We start from the raw sequence: 19,747 nt of genomic DNA, 5'->3' as shown, positions 1-19,747 counted from the left end.
AAATTTTTTAACCTCTCCCCATCAACCCCTTGCATCACCCCACTAACCAAACACATCGTCCGATCAGCGAAGCCCTCCACTATAACACAGGTTTTTGATGCTACAGGAAAGAAATTTCAAACTCTTTCCCCCTGCCATCTGCCCGCATCACCCAGACAAGTTGCCCTGCCAAGCGAAGAGGCAGAACTATAGCATAGTTCGGTTTGCACTTTCATGAAGTTGACATTTTTCGCGCCAAAAATGTCCGCCACCGTTGCGACGGGAGTGCTGGCAAGCGCTCAGCGAGCAGGCACCTGGATGCGGCCTGCAAGGCAGGCCCATACCGGCAGGGAGGATGCCGGCAGAGACGGCAATTGGCCCAGATCGACGTGGGATTCACCAGGGCTGTGAAAGTCGCTGCCCCTGGAAGCCAACAGGCCTTCTGCACTGGCCAACGCGGTGTATTTGGCATATTCGTGCGGGCGATGGCTGCCCGTGATGGCTTCGATGCCCTGCCCGCCATGGCGTTTGAACGCATCGATCAAGGCTTGCTGCTGCAGCGCATTGAGGTCGTACCGGGCCGGATGCGCCAGCACGGCGACGCCGCCGGCGGCGGTGATCCAGCCAACGGCGTCTGGCAATGCGGCCCATTGGTGCGGCACGAAGCCGGGAAGACCGTCCGTCAGGTAGCGCTGAAAGACTTCCTGAATGCTGCCGCAATGACCAATGGCCACCAGGTGGCGTGCAATGTGTGCGCGCGAGAGGGTTTCGGGGTTGCCAGCGAATCGCAATGCGCCCTCCCAAGCCCCTGCAATGCCTTCCTCGGCGAGGGCCTCGGCCATTTGTCTGGCACGGCGGCTGCGGCCTGCGCGAGTGTGCCGCAGACCTTCTGTCAGTGCCCGATCCTGCGCATCGAAGCCCAGGCCAACGATGTGGATGGTGCGCTCCAGAAAGGTGACGGAAATCTCGACCCCCGTCAGGTACGGCAGGTCCAGCGCAGCCGCGGCACTGCTGGCGGCAGGCTGTCCGTCGAGAGTGTCGTGATCGGTCAGGGCCCACAGCGCCACGCCATTGCGCCGGGCCCGCTCGGCCAATGCGCCGGGTGTCAGCGTGCCATCCGACGCGGTCGAATGGCTGTGCAGGTCCGCGTTGAGGCGGTGGTCGCTCCAGTCGATGGCCATGGCACAGGTGTCGGCTCAGGACGACGCGTAGGGATTGTCAAAGCCGAGTCCCTGGAGAATGCGGATTTCCTCCGCTTCCATGGCCTGGGCATCGGTTTCGCTGGTTTCATGGTCCCAGCCTTGGGCATGCAGGGCGCCGTGCACCAGCAAATGCGCATAGTGGGCCTGCAGGCCCTTGTGCTGCTCAGCCGCCTCGCGGGCCACGACCGGTGCGCACAGCACCAGATCGGCCACGACGACAGGACTGCTGGCGTAGTCGAAGGTGAGCACGTTGGTGGCATAGTCTTTGTGGCGATAGTCGCGGTTGAGGGCCTGACCCTCCTCGGCGTCGACGATGCGCACGGTGATCTCGGCAGGGCTGACCAGGGCATGGCGCAGCCAGCGCACGACCTTGTGGCGAGGCAACACGACGCGGTGGGCGCCGGCCTCGCCAAAACGGCCGAACTGCAGGGAAAGGCTCAGGTCAGGCAGGCTCATGGCGGCACTCATTGCAAATTTGCCGGATCGGTGTGGCTGGCAGCGGACGCCGCCTTGCGTGGCGTCTGCTGGGCATCGTAGGCATCGATGATGCGCGCGACCAGCGGATGGCGCACCACGTCGCCGCTGTCGAACTCGGTGAAGGCAATGCCCTTGACGCGCCGCAGGATGCGGCGCACCTCCAGCAGGCCGCTGGGCATGCCTTTGGGCAGGTCGATCTGGCTGACGTCGCCGGTGACGACCGCCTTGGCGCCGAAGCCAATGCGGGTGAGAAACATCTTCATCTGCTCGGGGGTGGTGTTCTGCGCCTCGTCGAGGATGACGAAGGCGTTGTTGAGGGTGCGCCCGCGCATGAAGGCCAGCGGCGCGATCTCCAACGCATTGCGCTCAAAAGCCTTTTGCACGCGGTCAAAACCCATCAACTCGTAGAGCGCGTCATAGAGCGGGCGCAGATAAGGGTCGACCTTCTGCGTCAGGTCGCCCGGCAGAAAGCCCAGACGCTCGCCGGCCTCGACGGCCGGACGCGTGAGCACGATGCGCTGCACGGCGTTGCGCTCGAGCGCATCGACGGCGCAAGCCACAGCCAGGTAGGTCTTGCCGGTGCCAGCCGGACCGATACCGAAGGTGATGTCGTGCTCGGCAATGTTCTGCAGGTAAACGCTCTGGTTGGGCGTACGGGCGCGCAGGTCGCTGCGCCGTGTCGAGAGCAGCGGCCGGCCATCCTCATCCTCAGCGAGCGGTGTATCGGCCACCAGCATCAGTTGGAGGTGGTCGGTGGCAATGTCGCGCCCGGCGATTTCGTAGAGGGCCTGCAGCACCTCCATGGCCTTTTGCGCACCTTTCTTGGCGCCCTCGACCTTGAAATGCTCTTCGCGGCGGGTGATCGCGGTCTGGGTGGCGGCCTCGATGGTGCGCAGATGGCTGTCCATCGGGCCGCAGAGGTTGGCCAGGCGCTGGTTGTTCGCGGGGATGAAGGAATGTCTGAGAATCACGCTGTATCCGGATGGCGGCAAGTGGTGCGGCCGTGTTTGAGAAAACCGTTCGAGAACGTGGACAGGTTCTGAGGCTACAGTATCCGCCAAAGCCCGCTCTTGGGCTGTCCACATTGACTGCAAAGAACCGCATGATAGGCAAACTGACCGGCACGCTCCTGGAAAAAAACCCTCCGCAGATCCTGATCGACTGCCATGGCGTGGGCTATGAGGTCCAGGTTTCGATGAACACCTTCTACCACCTGCCGGCCCTGGGCGAAACGGTGGGCGTGCACACGCACATGGTGGTGCGCGAGGATGCCCAGCTGCTCTATGGCTTTGGCACGGCGGCCGAGCGCGCCTGCTTTCGGGAGTTGATCAAGATTTCGGGATTGGGGCCCAAGATGGCGCTGGGTATCTTGAGCGGCATGACGGTGGACGACCTGGCCAGCGCCGTGGCCCAGCAGGATGTGCCGCTGCTCACGCGCGTGCCCGGCATCGGCAAGAAAACCGCCGAACGGCTGCTGCTCGAACTCAAGGGCAAGATGGCCGATGCGCTGCCCGGCACGGCCCAGGTGCCGATGGATGCGGCACGCCACGACGTGCTGCAGGCGTTGATCGCACTGGGCTATTCGGAGAAGGAGGCCAGTGTGGCGCTCAAGACCCTGCCGGCCGACGTGGGCGTGAGCGAGGGCATCAAGATGGCGCTCAAGGCCCTGGCGCGCTGACCGGCGCAGGCATTTGCCCCTGGGGTCTGCGCGCTAGCTGCTACTTGGAGAGCAGCCGCATCGCCTCCTCCAGGCCCTTGAGGGTCAGCGGGTACATGCGGTTTCCCATCATCTGCTGGATCAGCGCGATGCTCTGGCGGTAGCCCCACACGCCCTGCGGCTCCGGGTTGATCCAGGCATGCTGCGGGAAGGCATGCGTGAGGCGCTGCAGCCACTCGGCACCGGCCTCGGCGTTGTTGTATTCGACGCTGCCGCCGGGTTGCAGGATCTCGTAGGGACTCATGGTCGCATCTCCCACGAAGATCAGCTTGTAGTCTTTGTTGTACTTGCGGATTACGTCCCAGGTGTCGAACTTCTCGGCAAAGCGGCGCCGGTTGTTCTTCCACACGAAGTCGTAGACACAGTTGTGGAAGTAATAGAACTCCAGGTGCTTGAACTCGCTCTTGACGGCCGAGAACAGCTCCTCGACGCGCTGGATGTGCTCATCCATGGTGCCGCCCACGTCCATCAGCAGCAGCACCTTCACGTTGTTGTGGCGTTCGGGCACCATCTTGATGTCCAGCCAGCCGGCATTGGCGGCGGTGGCGCGGATGGTGTCCTTCAAGTCGAGCTCCAGCTCGGCACTGGTACGGGCGAACTTGCGCAGCCGCCGCAACGCGACCTTGATGTTGCGCGTGCCCAGCTCCTGGCTGTCGTCATAGTCCTTGTACATGCGCGCATCCCAGACCTTGACAGCGCTCTTGTTGCCACCCTTGCCGCCGATGCGGATGCCGCGCGGGTTGTAGCCGCCATGGCCGAACGGCGATGTGCCGCCGGTGCCGATCCACTTGTTGCCGCCTTCATGGCGCTCCTGTTGCTCCTCGAGGCGCTTCTTGAAGGTCTCCATCAGCTCGTCCCAGCCCATGGCTTCGAGTGCCGCCTTCTCCTCGGGACTGAGCTCCTTCTCCAGCAGCTTGCGCAGCCAGTCCTCGGGAATCTCCTTGCCGTAGTCGGTGAGCATCTCCACACCCTTGAAATATGCGGCAAAGGCACGGTCGAACTTGTCGTAGTGCTTTTCGTCCTTGACCAGAATGGTGCGGCTGAGGTGGTAGAAGTCCTCCATGCTGGTGGGTTCCTCGGCCTTGGGGCCGATGACGCCTCGGTCGAGCGCCTCCAGCAGCGCCAGGTACTCCTTGACCGAAACCGGCAGCTTGCCGGCCCGCAGGGTATAGAAGAAGTCAATCAGCATGCGCAAGCCTGTAACATTTAATTAACAATTTTCCACTAGAGTTGCGCCTCCAATGGCCCCGAACGGCCCAACCCAGCGCAACGGAAAGTGGCCCATGTCGATCGTGAAAACAGCCAAGGGCGTGCAGGCCCTCGAGGGGAAGCAGGGCATGCCGCCCAGGATGCGGCAATTGCTCATTCTCTGCAATGGCAAGCGCAGCGCCACGGAGCTGGGCCAGATCTTCGGTGCCGACACCCCTGCCCAGCTGCAGCAGCTCGAGGCGGCCGGCCTGATCTCCGGCGTCTCCAAACCGGTGCCTGCCGGTGGCGGCAACGCGCCGCCGCCGCGCGCCAAGAACCGCAGTCTGGCGGCCTGCAAGGTATACGTGCTGGACCTGCTGCAACTGCAGCAAAGCGAGGGTGCCGGCCATGTGGCCACGACGCTGCGCGGCAGTTCGAACCCGCAGCAGATGCTGGAGCTGATGCTGGTGACGCTGGACCTGATCCTGACGCGCTCGGGCGAGCGGTACGTCGAGCGCGTCGCACAACGGCTCTTCGAGATCGTGCCCGACGAGCACCTGGACATCCTCATCCACATGGCCATCGACATGCAGATCCCGGTACTGCGGGCCGTGGCCATGCCCTACCAGGCCTTGCTGCAGCCGGCCTGAACACCGGCGTCGGTCATGCATCAGGCCTCCGGATCCGGTGCGGCGCCGGCAGGCCTGGCATGCAGCAGATCCAGCAAATGTGCCTTGATCTCGGGCCATTCGCCACGGCTGACGCTGTAGAGCACGGTATCGCGGATGGTGCCGTCCCGACGCAATTTGTGGCCGCGGATGATGCCGTCACGGTGGGCACCCAACCGCTCGATGGCGCGCTGACTGGCACGGTTGAAGTTGTCGGTGCGCCAGCCCACCACCCGGCACTCCAGCGTCTCGAACGCATGGGTGAGCAGCAACAGCTTGCAGGTGGTGTTGACATGGCTGCGCTGGACACCTCGGGCGTACCACGTATAACCGATCTCCAGGCGCTGGACATCGGGCAGAATGTCATGGTAGCTGGTGGTGCCCAGCACTTTGCCGCTGGCCTCGTCAAGCACGGCGAAGGCGAAGCGGCTGCCCGTCTCGCGCTCGCACAGCGCCGTTTCGATGTAGCCGCGTGTCTGCGCGGGCTCGGGCACCGACGTGACACGGTTGTTCCACAACTGGCCATCCGTGGCGGCATCGATCAGGCCCTGCCCATGCTGCAGGGTCAGTGGCTCCAACCGCACGCCATTGGCGCGCAAAATCACGGGACTGACAAACGACATAGCTCCTCCTTGTCCCCGGCATCCACCCGGGCCTCCCCAGGCCGGATCCGGATTTGCCGGGCGTTTCCAACACCGCCATCACTGCAGCATGGCCACGAAATCGGCCAGCGCTGCCACATCGATCCAGGCTTGCGCACCACCGGCATCGTGCCCGCCAGTCTCGCCGTCTTGACAGGACCAGTTGTTCGATACGTAGTCGGTCCTGCCCTGCGGACGCTGCAATTGCAGTTGGTAGAACACGGCGTCTGACGCACACGGCGCCGCCTGTTCGGTCTCGTGCAGCTCGGCCAAAGCATCCCGCTGCGGCTCGGACGCCTCGGCCAGCGGCAGGCGCGCGGTGATGGTCCGCTGCTGCGGGTCGGGCTGCTGCGGATCATGCTTGATCACCACGACCACCGTGGCGCCTTCATCCTGATCCTCATCCGTGCCGTCCCAGACAACGCCGCCGCTGACCCGGAGGCCATCGCCGCAGGCGGCCAGCAGCGCGACCACCAGCGCCAACACCGCTAGACCCAAGTTTGCACATCCTTGCTGCATGGCCCGTCCTCACCCCAGTCAACCCGGGTCTTCACCAAAACGAATGGCATTGCCGTAGGGATCGTCGACCTGCATCTCGCGCATGCCCCATGGCTGTGTAAGCGGCGCCTGGCGGCACTGGACACCGCGGCGCAGGAACTCGGCATGCAGCAGGTCGATACCGCGCACCCGGATATAGCAACTACTGGCGGCACCGTAGTGTCTGGCGTCCTCTGCCGTATCTGTCTGCCAGAAATGAACCTCGGCGCCGCCGCGCCTCACGATCAGAAAACGCTGCTCCGCATAGACCGCCGCGATCTCGAAACCAAGCCCGTCCGCGAAGAACGCAGCCGTGATCCGGATGTCACCGGATGGCAGTTGCGGTATCGCTGTCGACAAAATGCTCTCAGACATGGCAGGCCGCCCTTTCGACACGCAGTGCTGCAATCTCCGGCGGCCGCCTCAGCGGTTGCGCTGGTTCATGAACACCAGCTTCTCGAACAGCGTCACGTCCTGCTCGTTCTTGAGCAGGGCGCCCAGGAGCGGCGGCACGGCGATCTTGTCGTCCTGGCTGCGCAGCGCCTCGACCGGAATATCCTCGGCCACCAGCAGCTTGAGCCAGTCGATCAGCTCGCTGGTCGAGGGCTTTTTCTTCAGCCCGGGGATGCTGCGCACCTCATAGAAGCTCTTGAGCGCCGCCGCCAGCAGCTCGCCCTTGAGCGTGGGAAAGTGCACCTTGACGATCTGCTGCATCGTCTCGGCCTCGGGAAACTTGATGTAGTGGAAGAAGCAGCGACGCAGAAAAGCGTCGGGCAACTCCTTCTCGTTGTTCGAGGTGATGAAGACGATGGGGCGCTGCCTGGCCTTGACCAGCTCGCGCGTCTCGTAGACGTGGAATTCCATGCGGTCGAGCTCGCGCAGCAGGTCGTTGGGGAATTCGATGTCGGCCTTGTCGATCTCGTCGATCAGAAGCGCCGTGGGCTGCTCGGCGGTGAAAGCCTGCCACAGCACGCCCTTGACGATGTAGTTGTGGATGTCCTTGACGCGGTCATCACCGAGCTGCGAATCGCGCAGGCGGCTGACGGCGTCGTATTCGTAGAGGCCCTGCTGCGCCTTGGTGGTGGACTTGATGTGCCATTGCAGCAGGTTCAACCCCAGCGCCTGGGCGACTTCCTCGGCCAGCATGGTCTTGCCGGTGCCGGGCTCGCCCTTGACCAGCAACGGGCGCTGCAGCGCGATGGCGGCGTTGACGGCGAGCTTGAGGTCCTGCGTCGCCACATAGTTCTCGGAACCTTGGAACTTCATAAACACCTTCTCGAATCGGAAATGCCAGCGGCCATTGTGCGGCGCCAGCGCGGCAGGCACAAGCACGCAGCGGACACCTTGCCTGACCGGAGCCGAAATGCAAAAAAGCAGCCGCGGCGGGCTGCTTTCTCGGCAGGGGGCCTCCGGCCGCAGCGGCCCGTCAGGCGATCGAAGCGCGGTAGATCGATTCGATCGCCGCGCCCAGCGCCTTGTCGAACTCGGCATCGCCTTGCTGCGCCGACAGGCCTTCGGTGAGCGCGCGGCTGAAGCTGGCGATCACGCCAGGGTTCCTGGCCAGCTTCGCATTGGCATCGTCGCGGCTGTAGCCGCCCGAGAGTGCCACCACCTTGAGCACGCTGGGGTGCTCGACCAGCTCCTTGAAGAAGCCGTCCACGCTCGGCAGCGTGAGCTTGAGGATCACAGGGGTGGCCGCATCGATGGTGTCCAGGCGCGCCAGCAGACCCTTCTTGAGCTCGACCTCAATGGCTTCCTTGTCGGCGGCCTTGATGTCCACTTCCGGCTCGATGATGGGCACCAGACCGGCGGCGAGCACCTGGCGGGCCAGTTCGAACTGTTGGTCCAGCACGGCGGCGATGCCAGCGGGGTTGTTGGCCTTGATGACCGAACGCTCCTTGGTGCCGAACACGCCCTTGGCCTTGGCGCGAGCCAGCAGCTCGGCCAGGCCCGGGATCGGCTTGAGCAGCTGCACGCCGTTGGCCTCATCTTCGAGGCCCTTGTCGATCTTCAGGAAAGGCACGACGCCCTTTTCTTCCCACAGGTAGAGCGCCGCATCCTTGCCGGCGAAACTGTCATCGAGCGTGCGCTCGAACAGGATCGCGCCGAGCACGCGCTGGCCGTCGAAGCTGGGGCTGGTGACGATGCGGGTGCGCATCTGGTGCACCAGGTTGAACATCTCGGCGTCATTGCCGTAGGCCGACTCCTCGATGCCATAGAGCTTGAGGGCCTTGGGCGTGCTGCCGCCGCTCTGGTCCAGCGCTGCAATGAAACCCTGGCCGCTGGCGATGCGTTGGCGTTGTTCGGTCGTGGACATGGCGGGCTGCTCTCCTTGCGAATGCCTTGAATCAAGTAAAAAGGTGTTTTTTATCGTCAATTGGCGACAAATCAACAAAATGATTGGCAAGTGCGGCCAAACCGCGCATGCCAAACGCGCATTTTAGCGGGCAATCTCCGAGCGAACCCGCATGTCCAGCACGTAGGCGTAGCGCGACGCATCGGCCGGCACGTTCTGGCGCGTGTAGCGGTTGACGCGCAGCACGGTGGCCACGCCTGGCTCGTGCACATAGCCTTCGATGGGCTCGTACCAGAGCTGCCAGGAGCCCGCACCGGTCTGGATGCCGTTCGCGTCGTACTCGATCTGGCGCACCTTCAGGCAGCGCCCATCAGGGATCAGCGGATGCTGGCAGGCTTCGGGCTGTGGCGCCACTTCAAGAAAGATGCGCTCGGGCGTCCCACCAAAGCGGGTTTCATCGGTGGGCGTGCCCTGCAACTGCCACTGGCTGCCGTCGGCAAAGCGCAATTGCAGCGTCGGCTCGCCCTGGGCGGAGCCGATCTGCCAGCCCTGGGCCTGGGGCAGGCGCTGGGCCAGGCGGTCTTCCAGCTCCATCAGGCCCGGCTCGGCGCAGGCACGCCTGGTGCTCATGCCCAGGCCGATGTGGATCGCCCAACCATCGATCTGGTAGGGCGCGCCGATGTTGTTGCACAGCGCCTGCACGGCCAGGCGGCCATCGGCCGAGAAGCTCAGGCGCACAGGCGGCTCGCCAGCAGGCTTGACGCGCGCCAGCAAGGCCTGCTCGGGCTCGGCCCCCTCGATGCGCTGCAGCAGCCAGTGATAGGCCGTCAACTGCTGCGCCGCCTCGCCAGCAGCGGCGGCCCGGCTGCCGTCGCCAGCTGCGGGGCCGCTGGCACATGCGGCCAGCACGCCGGCACTGGCCAGGCCCGCCATCCATGTGGTCCATCTTGTCATGTCGTACTCCGTTTCTCTTTGTCAGTGCCGACCGGCCACAGCAGGGCCTGGCAGCCAAGGTTGGCCTTTGATCATAGCAAGTGCGCCAACCGGACTCGGCGATGGCGGGCCACACCGGGGAAACATCTGCAAACGCCGGTATCGACCGCACGGAAAAATCGTGAACGGGTTCTCAGGGATAATCGCGGCACGCGCCGCTCCCGGCCCCTTTCGCCCCAATACCTGCCATGTCCGACATTCTGGAAAAAATCATCGCCGTCAAGCACGAGGAACTCGCCGCCGCCAAGAAGAAGCGGCCGCTCGCCGACGTGCGCGCCGATGCCGAGAGCCGTGTGCTCACCCGCGACTTCGTCGGCGCCCTGCGAGGCAAGATCGGCAAGGGCCAGGCCGGGGTGATCGCAGAGGTCAAGAAGGCCAGCCCCAGCAAGGGCTTGCTGCGCGAGCCTTTCTTCCCCTCCGACATCGCGCAAAGCTATGCCGCCGGCGATGGGCAGACCAGCGCCGCCTGCCTGTCGGTGCTCACCGATACGCAGTTCTTCCAGGGCAGCGTGGACTGCCTCAAGCAGGCCCGGGCCAGCGTCGATCTGCCGGTGCTGCGCAAAGACTTCATGGTCGAGCCCTACCACATCTACGAATCGCGGGCGATGGGCGCGGACGCCGTGCTGCTGATCGCAGCCGTCCTCGATGACGGCCTGATGGCCGAACTCGAGGCCATCGCGCTCTCGCTGGACATGGCGGTGCTGGTGGAGGTGCACGACGGCCAGGAACTCGAGCGCGCGCTGCGCCTGAAGACACCGCTGGTGGGCATCAACAACCGCAATCTGCGCACCTTCGAGACGCGCCTGCAGACCACGCTGGAGCTGCAAAAGCAGGTGCCCGCCGACCGCCTGCTGGTGACGGAGTCGGGCATTGCCACGCGCGAGGACGTGCGCACGCTGCGCGAGGCCGGCATCCACGCCTTTCTGGTGGGCGAGGCCTTCATGCGCGCGTCTGAGCCGGGCGAGGCGCTGGCGCAGCTGTTCGGCTGAATCAGGCACCGGACAAGCGCCGATTCAGCGCCTCAAAACCAGAAGGCGCCGCCGGATGCGGCGGCCGGCAACGGCAGTTGCGTGTCCACCTGCACGCCCACGCGCGCCAGCCGTTTCCTGAGCCGCAACACGGCCTTGTCCTTGCTCAGCAGCACGGCCTGGTGGGCCACGGCCAGATCGATGAACTTCTGGTCGTCGCCATCCTTGCAGCGGAACACCGTGGCAGCAGCGATCTCGACCAGTTCGACGCCAGCGTCGAAGTGCGCCAGGATCTGCGCCGGCTCACGCCGGTAGTAGGCCAGCCGCGGCTGCAGGTGCGCATAAGCCAGCACATGCCGCAGTTCTTCGCGCATGGGCTGCGTGGCGATCCAGCGCCATTGCGCCGGCTGCGCCAGCACCGCCTGCAGTTGTGCCTGCAGCGCCATGGCGGCCGGATCGCCAAACAGCAGCAGGTCCAGCACGATGTTGGTGTCGAGGATCAGCGCCGTGGGGCCGCTGGAGACTCCCGGTGCCGCAGGAGGCACAGTCAGCGTTGCGTCGGTCATCGCGATCGGGCTTCTCACAGCATCTGCAGCAGCGCATCGACGAACTGCCGGCCAGCCGCCGTGCACAGCCAGACCACTGCGGCCAGGTTGGCCAGCACGGCACACCAGAACACGAACTGAAAGTCCCTCTTGCGCGACTTGTGGCGCAGGCGCTGTTGCGCCAGCAGCGCGCCGGGCCAGCCACCGACCAATGCCAGGATCTGCAGTGTGCTTTCCTTGGTGCGCCAGGCGCCTTGCTGGGCGGCGGCCTTGTCGTGCGCGTAGCAGCCATAGGTGATGAGGCTGGCGAAGAGGCACCACGGCAGCAGGCTCCAGTGCAGCAGGCCGGCAGCAGCCAGCACGGCCACGACCAGCAGCCCCAGCGCCGCCGCGAAGGTGCGCCACTGGCCGGCAGACAGACGCTGCGACGCCATGCCAGAACCGGCGGCAGCAGCCGCTGCGCCCGTGTGGCGGGCCTGCTGCGCTGGCGGCGCAGCCTGCACGAACATCGCGCGCTCGGCCTGCCAGCGGCCACGCGCGTCGCGCTGCAGCTCATAGGAGAGCAAGTCGCCATCGAACGGCCGGCGGCCCCGCGCTGATAGCGCCTTGATGTGCAGGAAGGCCTTGGCACCGCCTTGCTGCGCGGTCACGAAGCCATAGCCCTTCTCGTCGTTCCAGCCGCTCACGATGCCTTGCACGCGCGCGCTGCCGCCACTGGCGGTGTTGCCCGGCATGACGGCGCTCAACCCAGCCGCGCCAGCTGGTCGCGCAGGCGCACAAGCGTGGTGCCGAAACTCGTCAGGCGTTCCCGCTCCTGCGCGATCACGGCCGGCGGCGCCTTGGCGACGAAGGCTTCGTTGGCCAGCTTGCCCTCGGCCTTTTTGACCTCGCCTTCGAGGCGGGCTATTTCCTTGGCAAGACGGGCCTTCTCGGCGGCCACGTCGATCTCGATGAAAAGACACAGGCGTGCATCTCCCACCACGGCCACTGGCGCCGCGGCGGCCGCCTCCCCCCAGCCGGCCTCGTCGGCGAAGACCTTCACTTCGCTGAGCTTGGCCAGTGCCTTGAGCGCACCGGCGGTATCTTCGAGCAGCCGCAGGCCCTCGCGGCTGGCGGCGGTGGCGTAGAGCGGCACGCGCTGCGCGGGCGAGACGGCCATTTCGCCGCGCAGGTTGCGGCAGGCATCGACCAGGGCCTTGAGGCGATCGACTTCCGCCATGGCGGCTTCATCGATCTTCTCGGGCTGGCTCTGCGGGTACTCGGCGATGCTGACGGATTCGCCGCCCTGGCCGGCCACGGGGGCCACGACCTGCCACAGCGCCTCGGTGACAAACGGGATGAGCGGATGCGCCAGGCGCAGAATGGCTTCGAGCACGCGGATCAGCGTGAAGCGCGTGGCACGCTGCTGGGCCTCGTTGCCGGCCTGCAGCTGGGTCTTGGCGATTTCCAGGTACCAGTCGCAGAACTCGTCCCAGACGAACTGGTAGATGGCATTGGCGACGTTGTCGAGACGGTACTCGGCAAAGCCCTGGGCCACGTCAGCCTCGACCTTCTGCAGCAGCGAGACGATCCAGCGGTCGGCGCTGCTGGTCTCGCGCGGCAGCTTGGCCGTCTCGGGCGTGGCGCCGCAGTCATGGCCTTCGCAGTTCATCAGCACGAAGCGGCTGGCGTTCCAGAGCTTGTTGCAGAAGTTGCGGTAGCCCTCGCAGCGTTTGGAGTCGAAGTTGATGTTGCGGCCCAGCGAGGCCAGCGCGGCAAAGGTGAAGCGCAGCGCATCGGCACCGTAGGCGGGGATGCCTTCCGGAAATTCCTTCTGCGTGTTCTTCCTCACCTGCGGGGCCGTCTCGGGGCGGCGCAGGCCGGTGGTGCGCTTGTCCAGCAGCGGCTCGAGCGCGATGCCGTCGATCAGATCCACCGGGTCGAGCACATTGCCCTCGGACTTGCTCATCTTCTTGCCCTGCGCATCGCGCACCAGGCCGTGCATGTAGACGTGGCGGAACGGTTCCTTGCCGACGAACTGCTCGGTCATCATGATCATCCGGGCGACCCAGAAGAAGATGATGTCGTAACCGGTCACCAGCACTGACGAGGGCAGGTAGAGGTTGTAGTCGGAGAGCGGGTCGTCCTTGGCTTCGTTGCCGGGCCAGCCCATGGTGGAGAAGGGCACCAGCGCCGAGGAGAACCAGGTGTCGAGCACGTCGGGGTCGCGCCGCAGCGTCTTGCCCGGCGCCTGCCGTTGCGCCTCTTCCCCACTGCGGGCCACGAAGACGTTGCCCTCGTCGTCGTACCAGGCCGGGATCTGGTGGCCCCACCAGAGCTGGCGGGAGATGGTCCAGTCCTGGATGTTGTTCATCCACTGGTCGTAGGTGTTGATCCAGTTCTCAGGCACGAAACGGGTGCGGCCCGAGTGCACGGCGGCGATGGCCTTCTCGGTGATGCTTTGGCCATCGGCACCGGGCTTGCTCATCGCGACGAACCACTGGTCGGTCAGCATCGGCTCGATCACCTGACCGGTGCGCGTGCAGATGGGCACCATCAACTTGTGCTTCCTGGTTTCGACCAGCAGGCCCTGCGCCTCCAGGTCGGAGACGATCAGTTTGCGCGCGGCAAAGCGATCCTGGCCCTGGTAGGCGGCCGGGATGGCGGCGATGTTCGCGTCACCGGGTGCATCGGCGGCGGACTGGATGCGCGCATCCAGTGTCAGCACGCCGATCAGCGGCAGGTTGTGGCGCTGGCCGACGGCATAGTCGTTGTAGTCGTGCGCGGGCGTGACCTTGACCACGCCAGTGCCGAATTCACGGTCCACATAATCATCCGCAATGACCGGAATCTTGCGGCCGACCAGCGGCAGCACCACCTGCTGGCCGATCAGGTGCTGGTAGCGCTCGTCGCCGGGGTGCACCATCACGGCCGCGTCGCCCAGCATGGTCTCGGGCCGGGTGGTGGCCACCACCAGCTGGCCGCTGCCGTCTTCGAGCGGGTAGGCGATGTGCCACAGGCTGCCGTCGCGCTCCTCGCTCTCGACCTCCAGGTCCGAGACCGCGGTCTTGAGCTGCGGATCCCAGTTGACCAGCCGCTTGCCGCGGTAGATCAGACCCTGCGCGTAAAGCTGCACGAACACTTCGGCGACGGCCTTGGAGCGCGGCTCGTCCATCGTGAAGTACTCGCGGCTCCAGTCCACCGTGGCGCCGATGCGGCGCATCTGGCCCGTGATGGTGTTGCCCGATTGCTGCTTCCACTCCCAGACCTTGGCGACGAAGTTCTTGCGCGCCTCTTCGGGTGTGGGGCCCATCTCGTGGCGGCTGATGCCCGCGCTTTGCAACTGGCGCTCGACAACGATCTGCGTGGCGATGCCGGCGTGATCGGTGCCGGGGATCCAGGCGGTGTTGTAACCCCGCATGCGGTGGTAGCGCGTGAGCGCATCCATCACCGTCTGGTTGAAGGCATGGCCCATGTGCAGCGTGCCGGTGACGTTGGGTGGCGGCAGCTGGATGGAAAAGTTGCGACCGGCGCGCGCCGCATCGGCGTCGGGCCGGCCGGTGCCGCGATACCCCGCGCGGGCATAGCCGCGCTTTTCCCATTCCGGCCCCCAGAGGGCCTCGATGGCAGCAGGTTCGAAGGACTTGGCAAGGCTTTGCAGGCCGGGCTGTGCGGGGGCGTCTTGGCTCATGGTGGACACAAAGTAAAACGGCATTCCATCAGAATGGAATGCCGCTGAATGAATGGCAGCTGGAGCCTATTTTAGCTGCCCCGCCCGGCGGGCGGGGCAGCCCGCCTCAGACCGCCATCCCGTCACTCGGGTCACCCGGGTCACTCGGCCTTGACGGCCTCGATCTGGATGATGATCTTCACATCCTTGGCGGCGCCCCAGTCCACGCCGAAGTTGGAACCCCATTGCGTGCGATCGATGGTCGCCTCGAAATCGCCGCCGCAGACCTCACGGCCCTGCAGCATCTGGTTGGCATAGCAGTTGAACTTGTCGGCATCGAACGTGACCGGGTGCGTCTGGCCCAGCAGGGTCAGCTGGCCCTTGACCTCGTCGACCTTGTCGCCATCGAACACGAATTGATCGCTGACGAAGCGGGCTGTGGCGAACTGCGCGGCATTGAAGATGTCGGCCGATTGAAGGTGCTTGTCGAAACCGGGCGTACCGGTATTGACCGAGGCGATCTGCACGCTGACATCGACCTTGCCCGTCTTGGCGGCGCGGTCGAACTCGATGCTGCCCTCGGCCTTGTCGAAGCGGCCCCGGTTGGTCGAGGTTTTGTTGTGGTCGATCTCGAAGGTCACGAAAGTGTGGGTCGGATCGATGGTGTAGCTCGCCGCCATGGCGGAAGCGGCGCCCAGCGACAGGGCGGCGGCGACGGATGCGGTCAGGATCGATGTACGCATTGGTTTCTCCTCGGAGTGATGGTTGAAAAAATGGAACTCGCGGATGGCTGGCCGGTGCTCACAACTTGCCCACGCCAGTGAGCGTGAACTTGAACTGGACCTGCACCTCGTCGGCCACGACCGAGGTGTCGCTCCAGTCGCCATCGCCGATCTTGTAGCCCAGGCGCTGGATCGGCAGCCTTCCGGAGGCGACCGTGACGTCGCCGGTCTGCTCGAGCGTGACAGGCACTTTCACGGCGCTGCTGACACCCTTGATGGTCAGTGTGCCATCGGCCTCGTACTGGCCGTCCTGCAGGGGTTTGATGCTGCTGGAGACGAAACTGGCCTTGGGAAACTGCGCGGTGTCGAACCAGGGCTGCTTGACCAGTTCGGCATCGGTCTGCGCGTCGCCGATGGTGGCGCTGCCGGTATCGACGTCGAGCTTGACGGAACTGGCCGCGAGATCGGCCGGGTCGAGTTGGACATCGGCCTCGAAGGACTTGAAGTGGCCGCTCACCGGCACCCCCAGTTGCTTGAAGGTGAACTTGATCTCGCTCTGCGGCGCCACCAGCGCCTGCTGGGACCAGGCCACCGGGCCGAACACCAGCAGGGACAGGCCCGCGGCCACCAGCATGTTCTTGGAATGCATGACAACACCTTTCAGAAGAAATGAAGAAACCGATCAGACAGAAATGGAATGGAGCAACAACCGACGCAAAAAAAGACAGAGGGGTCTGGCCGCCATTGGTTCCGCGGCCATGACTCAGGACGGCACTCGGCCCCAGGGCAGCATGCGCCAGAGCAGTCCGTCCCGATCGATGCACTGGTGCTTGATGACCGCCAGCACATGCAGCACGGCCAGCCCCATCAGCGCGAAGGCACTCCACTTGTGCCACGGTCGGATGAGCTTGGCCAGTTCCGGATTGGCCGAGAGCAGGTCCGGCAGCGGCCATTGGCCGAACAGCACGATCGGAAACCCGGCAGCCGAACTGTAGGCCCAGCCCAGCAGCGGCACCGCGAAGAACAGCAGATACATCAGGTGGTGCGTGGCATGGTGGGCCAGTTGCTGCCAGTGCGGCATGGTGCGCAGCATGGCCTGCGGCAGCGGTGGCGGCCGGCGCCACAGGCGCCAGGCCAGGCGCAGCACCGACAACGCCAGCACGATGATGCCGGCCCATTTGTGCCAGTTGATGTACTTGAGCTTGGCTGGCGAGAATGGCAGGCCGACCATGTAGAGGCCGAAGCCGAACATGCCGATGATGCCCAGCGCCAGCAACCAGTGCAGCAGCATGGCCGCTGGCGAGTATCTGGCGCCGGTGTGGAGAGGAGGGACTGGTGTCATTGTTCGTGGGGGCTGGCTGCTTGAATGGGAGAACGACGGCGACCTCTGCAAGGGCGGTGCCCGCCCCATGCCGATTTGGCCGACTGTAACGGGGATGGCGGCGCTGGGAAACCATCGATGATGAAACGCATTGTTCCGATTAAAGCAACATTGCTGGTCATTGTCATCGAATTACCGCAATCGGCGGTCCGCGGGTTTTGCGGCTGCCTGCCTGCCGCGCATCGGCGCGCCGGCAAGCAGCGGACGTATCGGTCCCAAAAGCCATTCAGAACCGGCTGCCATGGCAGCCCGCATACAATGGGCGGCTCCGTGCGCATGCGCCGGGGTATTGCCGTGGCCGCTGGTCCGGCACTGCCCGAGCGCGGCCCATGCCACTTGCCAATGCCTGAATCTCTGGAGATCCACCTTGCTTATTTCCAACGCTTACGCCCAAACCGCACCGGCAGCCGAGGCCGCCGGCGGCGCTTCCATGCTCACCGGCATGCTGCCGCTGGTCCTGATGTTCGTGGTGCTGTACTTCATCATGATCCGTCCGCAGATGAAGCGCCAGAAGGAACACCGCGCCATGATCGATGCCCTGGCCAAAGGTGACGAAATCGTCACCGCGGGCGGCATCGTCGGCAAGGTCAACAAGATCTCCGATCAGTGGCTGCACCTGGAAATCGCCCCTGGCGTGGAAATCCAGGTGCAACGCTCCTCGGTGGGCCAGGTGCTGCCCAAGGGCACGCTGGACAAGAACGCCGCCTGAAGCCCGCCCGGGCCGCTGCCGCCGGGCAAAGGCGGCAGCCCCTGGCTGGCCAGCGACGCCGCATGGGCCCGCAGCCGTCCGTGCCGCAAGCGCGTTGCCCGCCCCGTTAATGGCTGCACCAGTCTGTGCAGAATGGATGTGAAACGATCATGAACCGTTACCCGGTATGGAAATACGCAATCATGGCGATTGCGCTGGTGGTGGGCTTTCTCTATACGCTGCCCAACATCTTCGGCGAGGACTACGCCGTGCAGGTGGCCTCGCTCAAGGCCGACGCCTCCATCAACGATGGCCTGCAATCGCGCATCCAGAACATCCTGCAGGCCCACAACATCGACGCCAAGAGCATCGAACGCGACGAAGGTTCGCTGCGCGTGCGTCTGCACCGCCAGGACGACCAGGTGCCCGCGCGCGACGCCATCGCCCATGAGCTGGTACCCGACGAGAACAACCCCTCGTATTCGGTGGCGCTCAACCTGCTCTCGCGCACCCCGGCCTGGCTGCAGGCCATCAACGCCAAGCCGATGTACCTGGGCCTGGACCTGCGCGGCGGCGTGCACTTCACGCTGCAGGTGGACATGGCCGGCGCCATGACGCAGCGCGCCGAGGCCATCCTCAGCGGTTTGCGCACCAGCCTGCGCGAGCGGGACATCCGCCACGGCGGCATGCGCCGCGACGGCCAGGCCATCGAGGTGACGGTGCGCAACGAGGACGACAAGACCCGCATCCGCAACCTGGTGGCCGACACCCTGCCCGACATCACCCCCGACCCGGCCAGCGCCGCCGCGGGCGAGCGCCTGCGCTTCGTGTTCGCGTCCGAGGCGGTGCAACGCATCCAGGAGCAGGCCCTCAAGCAGAACATCAACACCCTGCACAACCGCATCAACGAACTGGGCGTGGCCGAGCCGGTGATCCAGCAGCAGGGCGCCAACCGCATCGTCGTGCAATTGCCGGGCGTGCAGGATGTGGCCCAGGCCAAGCGCATGATCGGCCGCACCGCGACGCTGCAGATCCGCCTGGTCGACGAATCGACCGAGGGCCGTGCCGCCGAAATGGGCGCAGGGCCGGTGCCGTTCGGTTCGGAGGCCTTCGAGGACGCCAGCGGCCGCCGCGTGATCGTGCAGCGCCAGGTCATCCTCACCGGCGAGAACCTGCTCGATGCCCAGCCTGGCTTCGACACGCAGCGCGGCAACATGCCGGTGGTGAACCTCGAATTCGATGCGCCGGGCGCGCGCATCTTCCGCGACGTCACACGCGCCAACGTCAACAAGCGCATGGCCATCATCCTGTTCGAGCGCGGCCAGGGCACGGTGGTGACGGCCCCCAACATCAACGAGGAAATTCCGGGCGGGCGCGTGCAGATCTCCGGTTCGATGTCGCCGCGCGAGGCCACCGAGACGGCCGTGCTGCTGCGCTCGGGCGCGCTGGCCGCGCCGATGGAAATCATCGAGGAATACACCATCGGCCCGAGCCTGGGCCAGGAAAACATCGAGCGTGGCCAGAACAGCGTGATCTGGGGCATGGGCCTGATCGTGGTGTTCATGTGCATCTACTACATGGTGTTCGGCGTGATCTCCTCGCTGTCGCTGCTGGTCAACCTGCTGCTGCTGCTGGCGGTGCTGTCGATGCTGCAGGCGACGCTGACGCTGCCGGGCATTGCCGCGCTGGCGCTGGCGCTGGGCGTGGCGATCGACTCGAACGTGCTGATCAACGAGCGCATCCGCGAGGAACTGCGCGTGGGCATGTCGCCGCAGGCGGCTATCCATGCCGGCTACGAGCGGGCCTGGGCGACGATTCTCGACTCGAACATCACCACGCTGATCGCCGGCTTCGCGCTGCTGGCCTTCGGCCACGGACCGGTGCGCGCCTTCGCGGTGGTGCACTGCCTGGGCGTGCTCACCAGCATGTTCTCGGCGGTGTTCTTCTCGCGTGGCCTGGTCAACCTCTGGTATGGACGGCGCAAGCGCCTCAAGGCCATCTCGATCGGCCAGATCTGGAAGCCCGCCGCAGAGGCCGACAGTGCCGGCAGCCAGACACCTGCCCGCACCAACAACGCAGCATAAGGAAACGCGGCC

21 protein-coding genes are annotated in these 19,747 nt (G+C 65.1%); 5 read left to right on the top strand and 16 right to left on the bottom strand.

Annotated features, from left to right (window positions below; genetic code table 11):
- Positions 1-278: 278 nt before the first annotated feature.
- Genes EV687_RS10840 through EV687_RS10830 form a run of 3 tightly spaced genes read right to left on the bottom strand, consistent with a single transcriptional unit; the run spans position 279 to position 2,629 of the window.
- Positions 279-1,160 (bottom strand): PHP domain-containing protein, encoded by an 882-nt coding sequence (locus EV687_RS10840; protein ID WP_122229960.1) that lies wholly within the window; start codon positions 1,158-1,160, stop codon positions 279-281.
- Positions 1,161-1,175: 15 nt separating this feature from the next.
- Positions 1,176-1,637 carry an rRNA maturation RNase YbeY gene (gene ybeY / locus EV687_RS10835; protein ID WP_122230567.1) on the bottom strand — a complete coding sequence of 154 codons (462 nt, stop codon included), beginning with the start codon at positions 1,635-1,637 and terminating at the stop codon, positions 1,176-1,178.
- An 8-nt stretch (positions 1,638-1,645) separates the two neighbouring features.
- Positions 1,646-2,629 (bottom strand): PhoH family protein, encoded by a 984-nt coding sequence (locus EV687_RS10830; RefSeq protein ID WP_122229962.1) that lies wholly within the window; start codon positions 2,627-2,629, stop codon positions 1,646-1,648.
- Between the two features lie 131 nt (positions 2,630-2,760).
- On the opposite strand from EV687_RS10830, the gene ruvA reads away from it, so the two are divergent.
- Positions 2,761-3,336, top strand: coding sequence for a Holliday junction branch migration protein RuvA (ruvA, locus tag EV687_RS10825; RefSeq protein ID WP_122229964.1), 576 nt, complete (start codon positions 2,761-2,763; stop codon positions 3,334-3,336).
- Positions 3,337-3,376: 40 nt separating this feature from the next.
- Here ruvA and EV687_RS10820 read toward each other — a convergent pair whose 3' ends face one another.
- Positions 3,377-4,564: a vWA domain-containing protein gene (locus EV687_RS10820; protein WP_122229966.1), complete on the bottom strand. Its 1,188-nt coding sequence runs from the start codon at positions 4,562-4,564 to the stop codon at positions 3,377-3,379.
- Positions 4,565-4,658: 94 nt separating this feature from the next.
- Between EV687_RS10820 and EV687_RS10815 the strand changes: the two genes are divergently transcribed.
- Positions 4,659-5,213 (top strand): hypothetical protein, encoded by a 555-nt coding sequence (locus EV687_RS10815; protein WP_130466491.1) that lies wholly within the window; start codon positions 4,659-4,661, stop codon positions 5,211-5,213.
- Between the two features lie 20 nt (positions 5,214-5,233).
- Here the strand turns inward: EV687_RS10815 and EV687_RS10810 are convergent, their stop codons facing one another.
- The 6 genes from EV687_RS10810 to EV687_RS10785 form a co-directional block, all read right to left on the bottom strand.
- Positions 5,234-5,854 carry a GNAT family N-acetyltransferase gene (locus EV687_RS10810; RefSeq protein WP_122229970.1) on the bottom strand — a complete coding sequence of 207 codons (621 nt, stop codon included), beginning with the start codon at positions 5,852-5,854 and terminating at the stop codon, positions 5,234-5,236.
- 78 nt (positions 5,855-5,932) lie between these two features.
- Positions 5,933-6,370, bottom strand: a complete 438-nt coding sequence (locus tag EV687_RS10805) for a hypothetical protein (RefSeq protein WP_130466490.1) — start codon at positions 6,368-6,370, stop codon at positions 5,933-5,935.
- 39 nt (positions 6,371-6,409) lie between these two features.
- The gene (locus EV687_RS10800; protein ID WP_122229974.1) at positions 6,410-6,784 is read right to left on the bottom strand and encodes a bleomycin resistance protein; all 375 of its coding nucleotides are present in this window, start codon (positions 6,782-6,784) and stop codon (positions 6,410-6,412) included.
- Positions 6,785-6,832: 48 nt separating this feature from the next.
- Positions 6,833-7,675, bottom strand: a complete 843-nt coding sequence (locus tag EV687_RS10795; protein ID WP_122230569.1) for an AAA family ATPase — start codon at positions 7,673-7,675, stop codon at positions 6,833-6,835.
- Positions 7,676-7,835: 160 nt separating this feature from the next.
- A complete protein-coding gene (locus EV687_RS10790; RefSeq protein ID WP_122229976.1) occupies positions 7,836-8,726 on the bottom strand; it encodes a fructose bisphosphate aldolase in 891 nt (296 codons plus the stop codon).
- Positions 8,727-8,849: 123 nt separating this feature from the next.
- Positions 8,850-9,659 carry an META and DUF4377 domain-containing protein gene (locus tag EV687_RS10785; RefSeq protein WP_122229978.1) on the bottom strand — a complete coding sequence of 270 codons (810 nt, stop codon included), beginning with the start codon at positions 9,657-9,659 and terminating at the stop codon, positions 8,850-8,852.
- A 227-nt stretch (positions 9,660-9,886) separates the two neighbouring features.
- Here EV687_RS10785 and trpC point away from each other — a divergent pair, with 227 nt between their 5' ends.
- Positions 9,887-10,687 carry an indole-3-glycerol phosphate synthase TrpC gene (trpC, locus tag EV687_RS10780; protein WP_122229980.1) on the top strand — a complete coding sequence of 267 codons (801 nt, stop codon included), beginning with the start codon at positions 9,887-9,889 and terminating at the stop codon, positions 10,685-10,687.
- A gap of 32 nt (positions 10,688-10,719) precedes the next feature.
- On the opposite strand, the gene EV687_RS10775 is transcribed toward trpC, so the two are convergent.
- From EV687_RS10775 to EV687_RS10750, 6 genes are all read right to left on the bottom strand, one after another.
- Positions 10,720-11,232, bottom strand: a complete 513-nt coding sequence (locus tag EV687_RS10775; RefSeq protein ID WP_122229982.1) for a putative toxin-antitoxin system toxin component, PIN family — start codon at positions 11,230-11,232, stop codon at positions 10,720-10,722.
- A gap of 14 nt (positions 11,233-11,246) precedes the next feature.
- Positions 11,247-11,945, bottom strand: a complete 699-nt coding sequence (locus tag EV687_RS10770; protein WP_122230571.1) for a DUF1294 domain-containing protein — start codon at positions 11,943-11,945, stop codon at positions 11,247-11,249.
- A gap of 8 nt (positions 11,946-11,953) precedes the next feature.
- On the bottom strand, positions 11,954-14,881 hold the full coding sequence (locus EV687_RS10765; RefSeq protein ID WP_242612579.1) for a valine--tRNA ligase: 2,928 nt from the start codon (positions 14,879-14,881) through the stop codon (positions 11,954-11,956).
- 140 nt (positions 14,882-15,021) lie between these two features.
- Positions 15,022-15,603, bottom strand: a complete 582-nt coding sequence (locus EV687_RS10760) for a YceI family protein (RefSeq protein WP_122229986.1) — start codon at positions 15,601-15,603, stop codon at positions 15,022-15,024.
- A 58-nt stretch (positions 15,604-15,661) separates the two neighbouring features.
- Positions 15,662-16,231 carry a YceI family protein gene (locus EV687_RS10755; protein WP_242612578.1) on the bottom strand — a complete coding sequence of 190 codons (570 nt, stop codon included), beginning with the start codon at positions 16,229-16,231 and terminating at the stop codon, positions 15,662-15,664.
- A gap of 114 nt (positions 16,232-16,345) precedes the next feature.
- Entirely contained in the window at positions 16,346-16,924 is a 579-nt protein-coding gene (locus tag EV687_RS10750) for a cytochrome b (RefSeq protein WP_122229987.1), read from the bottom strand.
- A gap of 406 nt (positions 16,925-17,330) precedes the next feature.
- Between EV687_RS10750 and yajC the strand changes: the two genes are divergently transcribed.
- On the top strand, positions 17,331-17,672 hold the full coding sequence (gene yajC / locus EV687_RS10745) for a preprotein translocase subunit YajC (protein ID WP_122229989.1): 342 nt from the start codon (positions 17,331-17,333) through the stop codon (positions 17,670-17,672).
- Between the two features lie 149 nt (positions 17,673-17,821).
- The gene (secD, locus tag EV687_RS10740) at positions 17,822-19,735 is read left to right on the top strand and encodes a protein translocase subunit SecD (RefSeq protein WP_122229991.1); all 1,914 of its coding nucleotides are present in this window, start codon (positions 17,822-17,824) and stop codon (positions 19,733-19,735) included.
- Positions 19,736-19,747 lie beyond the last annotated feature (12 nt).

It is taken from the genome of Corticibacter populi (genome assembly GCF_004217315.1).
Taxonomy (GTDB): domain Bacteria; phylum Pseudomonadota; class Gammaproteobacteria; order Burkholderiales; family Burkholderiaceae_C; genus Lampropedia; species Lampropedia populi.
This window is presented reverse-complemented; position numbering and strand designations above follow the sequence as displayed.

Excerpts from the sequence above, each read along its gene's own strand:
- trpC (WP_122229980.1), top strand. The coding sequence starts at position 9,887 with ATGTCCGACATTCTGGAAAAAATCATCGCCGTCAAGCACGAGGAACTC.
- EV687_RS10760 (WP_122229986.1), bottom strand. The coding sequence starts at position 15,603 with ATGCGTACATCGATCCTGACCGCATCCGTCGCCGCCGCCCTGTCGCTG.
- EV687_RS10785 (WP_122229978.1), bottom strand. The coding sequence starts at position 9,659 with ATGACAAGATGGACCACATGGATGGCGGGCCTGGCCAGTGCCGGCGTG.
- EV687_RS10795 (WP_122230569.1), bottom strand. The coding sequence starts at position 7,675 with ATGAAGTTCCAAGGTTCCGAGAACTATGTGGCGACGCAGGACCTCAAG.
- EV687_RS10755 (WP_242612578.1), bottom strand. The coding sequence starts at position 16,231 with ATGCATTCCAAGAACATGCTGGTGGCCGCGGGCCTGTCCCTGCTGGTG.
- ybeY (WP_122230567.1), bottom strand. The coding sequence starts at position 1,637 with ATGAGCCTGCCTGACCTGAGCCTTTCCCTGCAGTTCGGCCGTTTTGGC.
- EV687_RS10810 (WP_122229970.1), bottom strand. The coding sequence starts at position 5,854 with ATGTCGTTTGTCAGTCCCGTGATTTTGCGCGCCAATGGCGTGCGGTTG.
- ruvA (WP_122229964.1), top strand. The coding sequence starts at position 2,761 with ATGATAGGCAAACTGACCGGCACGCTCCTGGAAAAAAACCCTCCGCAG.
- EV687_RS10790 (WP_122229976.1), bottom strand. The coding sequence starts at position 8,726 with ATGTCCACGACCGAACAACGCCAACGCATCGCCAGCGGCCAGGGTTTC.
- EV687_RS10770 (WP_122230571.1), bottom strand. The coding sequence starts at position 11,945 with ATGCCGGGCAACACCGCCAGTGGCGGCAGCGCGCGCGTGCAAGGCATC.
- EV687_RS10840 (WP_122229960.1), bottom strand. The coding sequence starts at position 1,160 with ATGGCCATCGACTGGAGCGACCACCGCCTCAACGCGGACCTGCACAGC.
- EV687_RS10820 (WP_122229966.1), bottom strand. The coding sequence starts at position 4,564 with ATGCTGATTGACTTCTTCTATACCCTGCGGGCCGGCAAGCTGCCGGTT.
- secD (WP_122229991.1), top strand. The coding sequence starts at position 17,822 with ATGAACCGTTACCCGGTATGGAAATACGCAATCATGGCGATTGCGCTG.
- EV687_RS10800 (WP_122229974.1), bottom strand. The coding sequence starts at position 6,784 with ATGTCTGAGAGCATTTTGTCGACAGCGATACCGCAACTGCCATCCGGT.
- EV687_RS10815 (WP_130466491.1), top strand. The coding sequence starts at position 4,659 with ATGTCGATCGTGAAAACAGCCAAGGGCGTGCAGGCCCTCGAGGGGAAG.
- EV687_RS10765 (WP_242612579.1), bottom strand. The coding sequence starts at position 14,881 with ATGAGCCAAGACGCCCCCGCACAGCCCGGCCTGCAAAGCCTTGCCAAG.
- EV687_RS10775 (WP_122229982.1), bottom strand. The coding sequence starts at position 11,232 with ATGACCGACGCAACGCTGACTGTGCCTCCTGCGGCACCGGGAGTCTCC.
- EV687_RS10750 (WP_122229987.1), bottom strand. The coding sequence starts at position 16,924 with ATGACACCAGTCCCTCCTCTCCACACCGGCGCCAGATACTCGCCAGCG.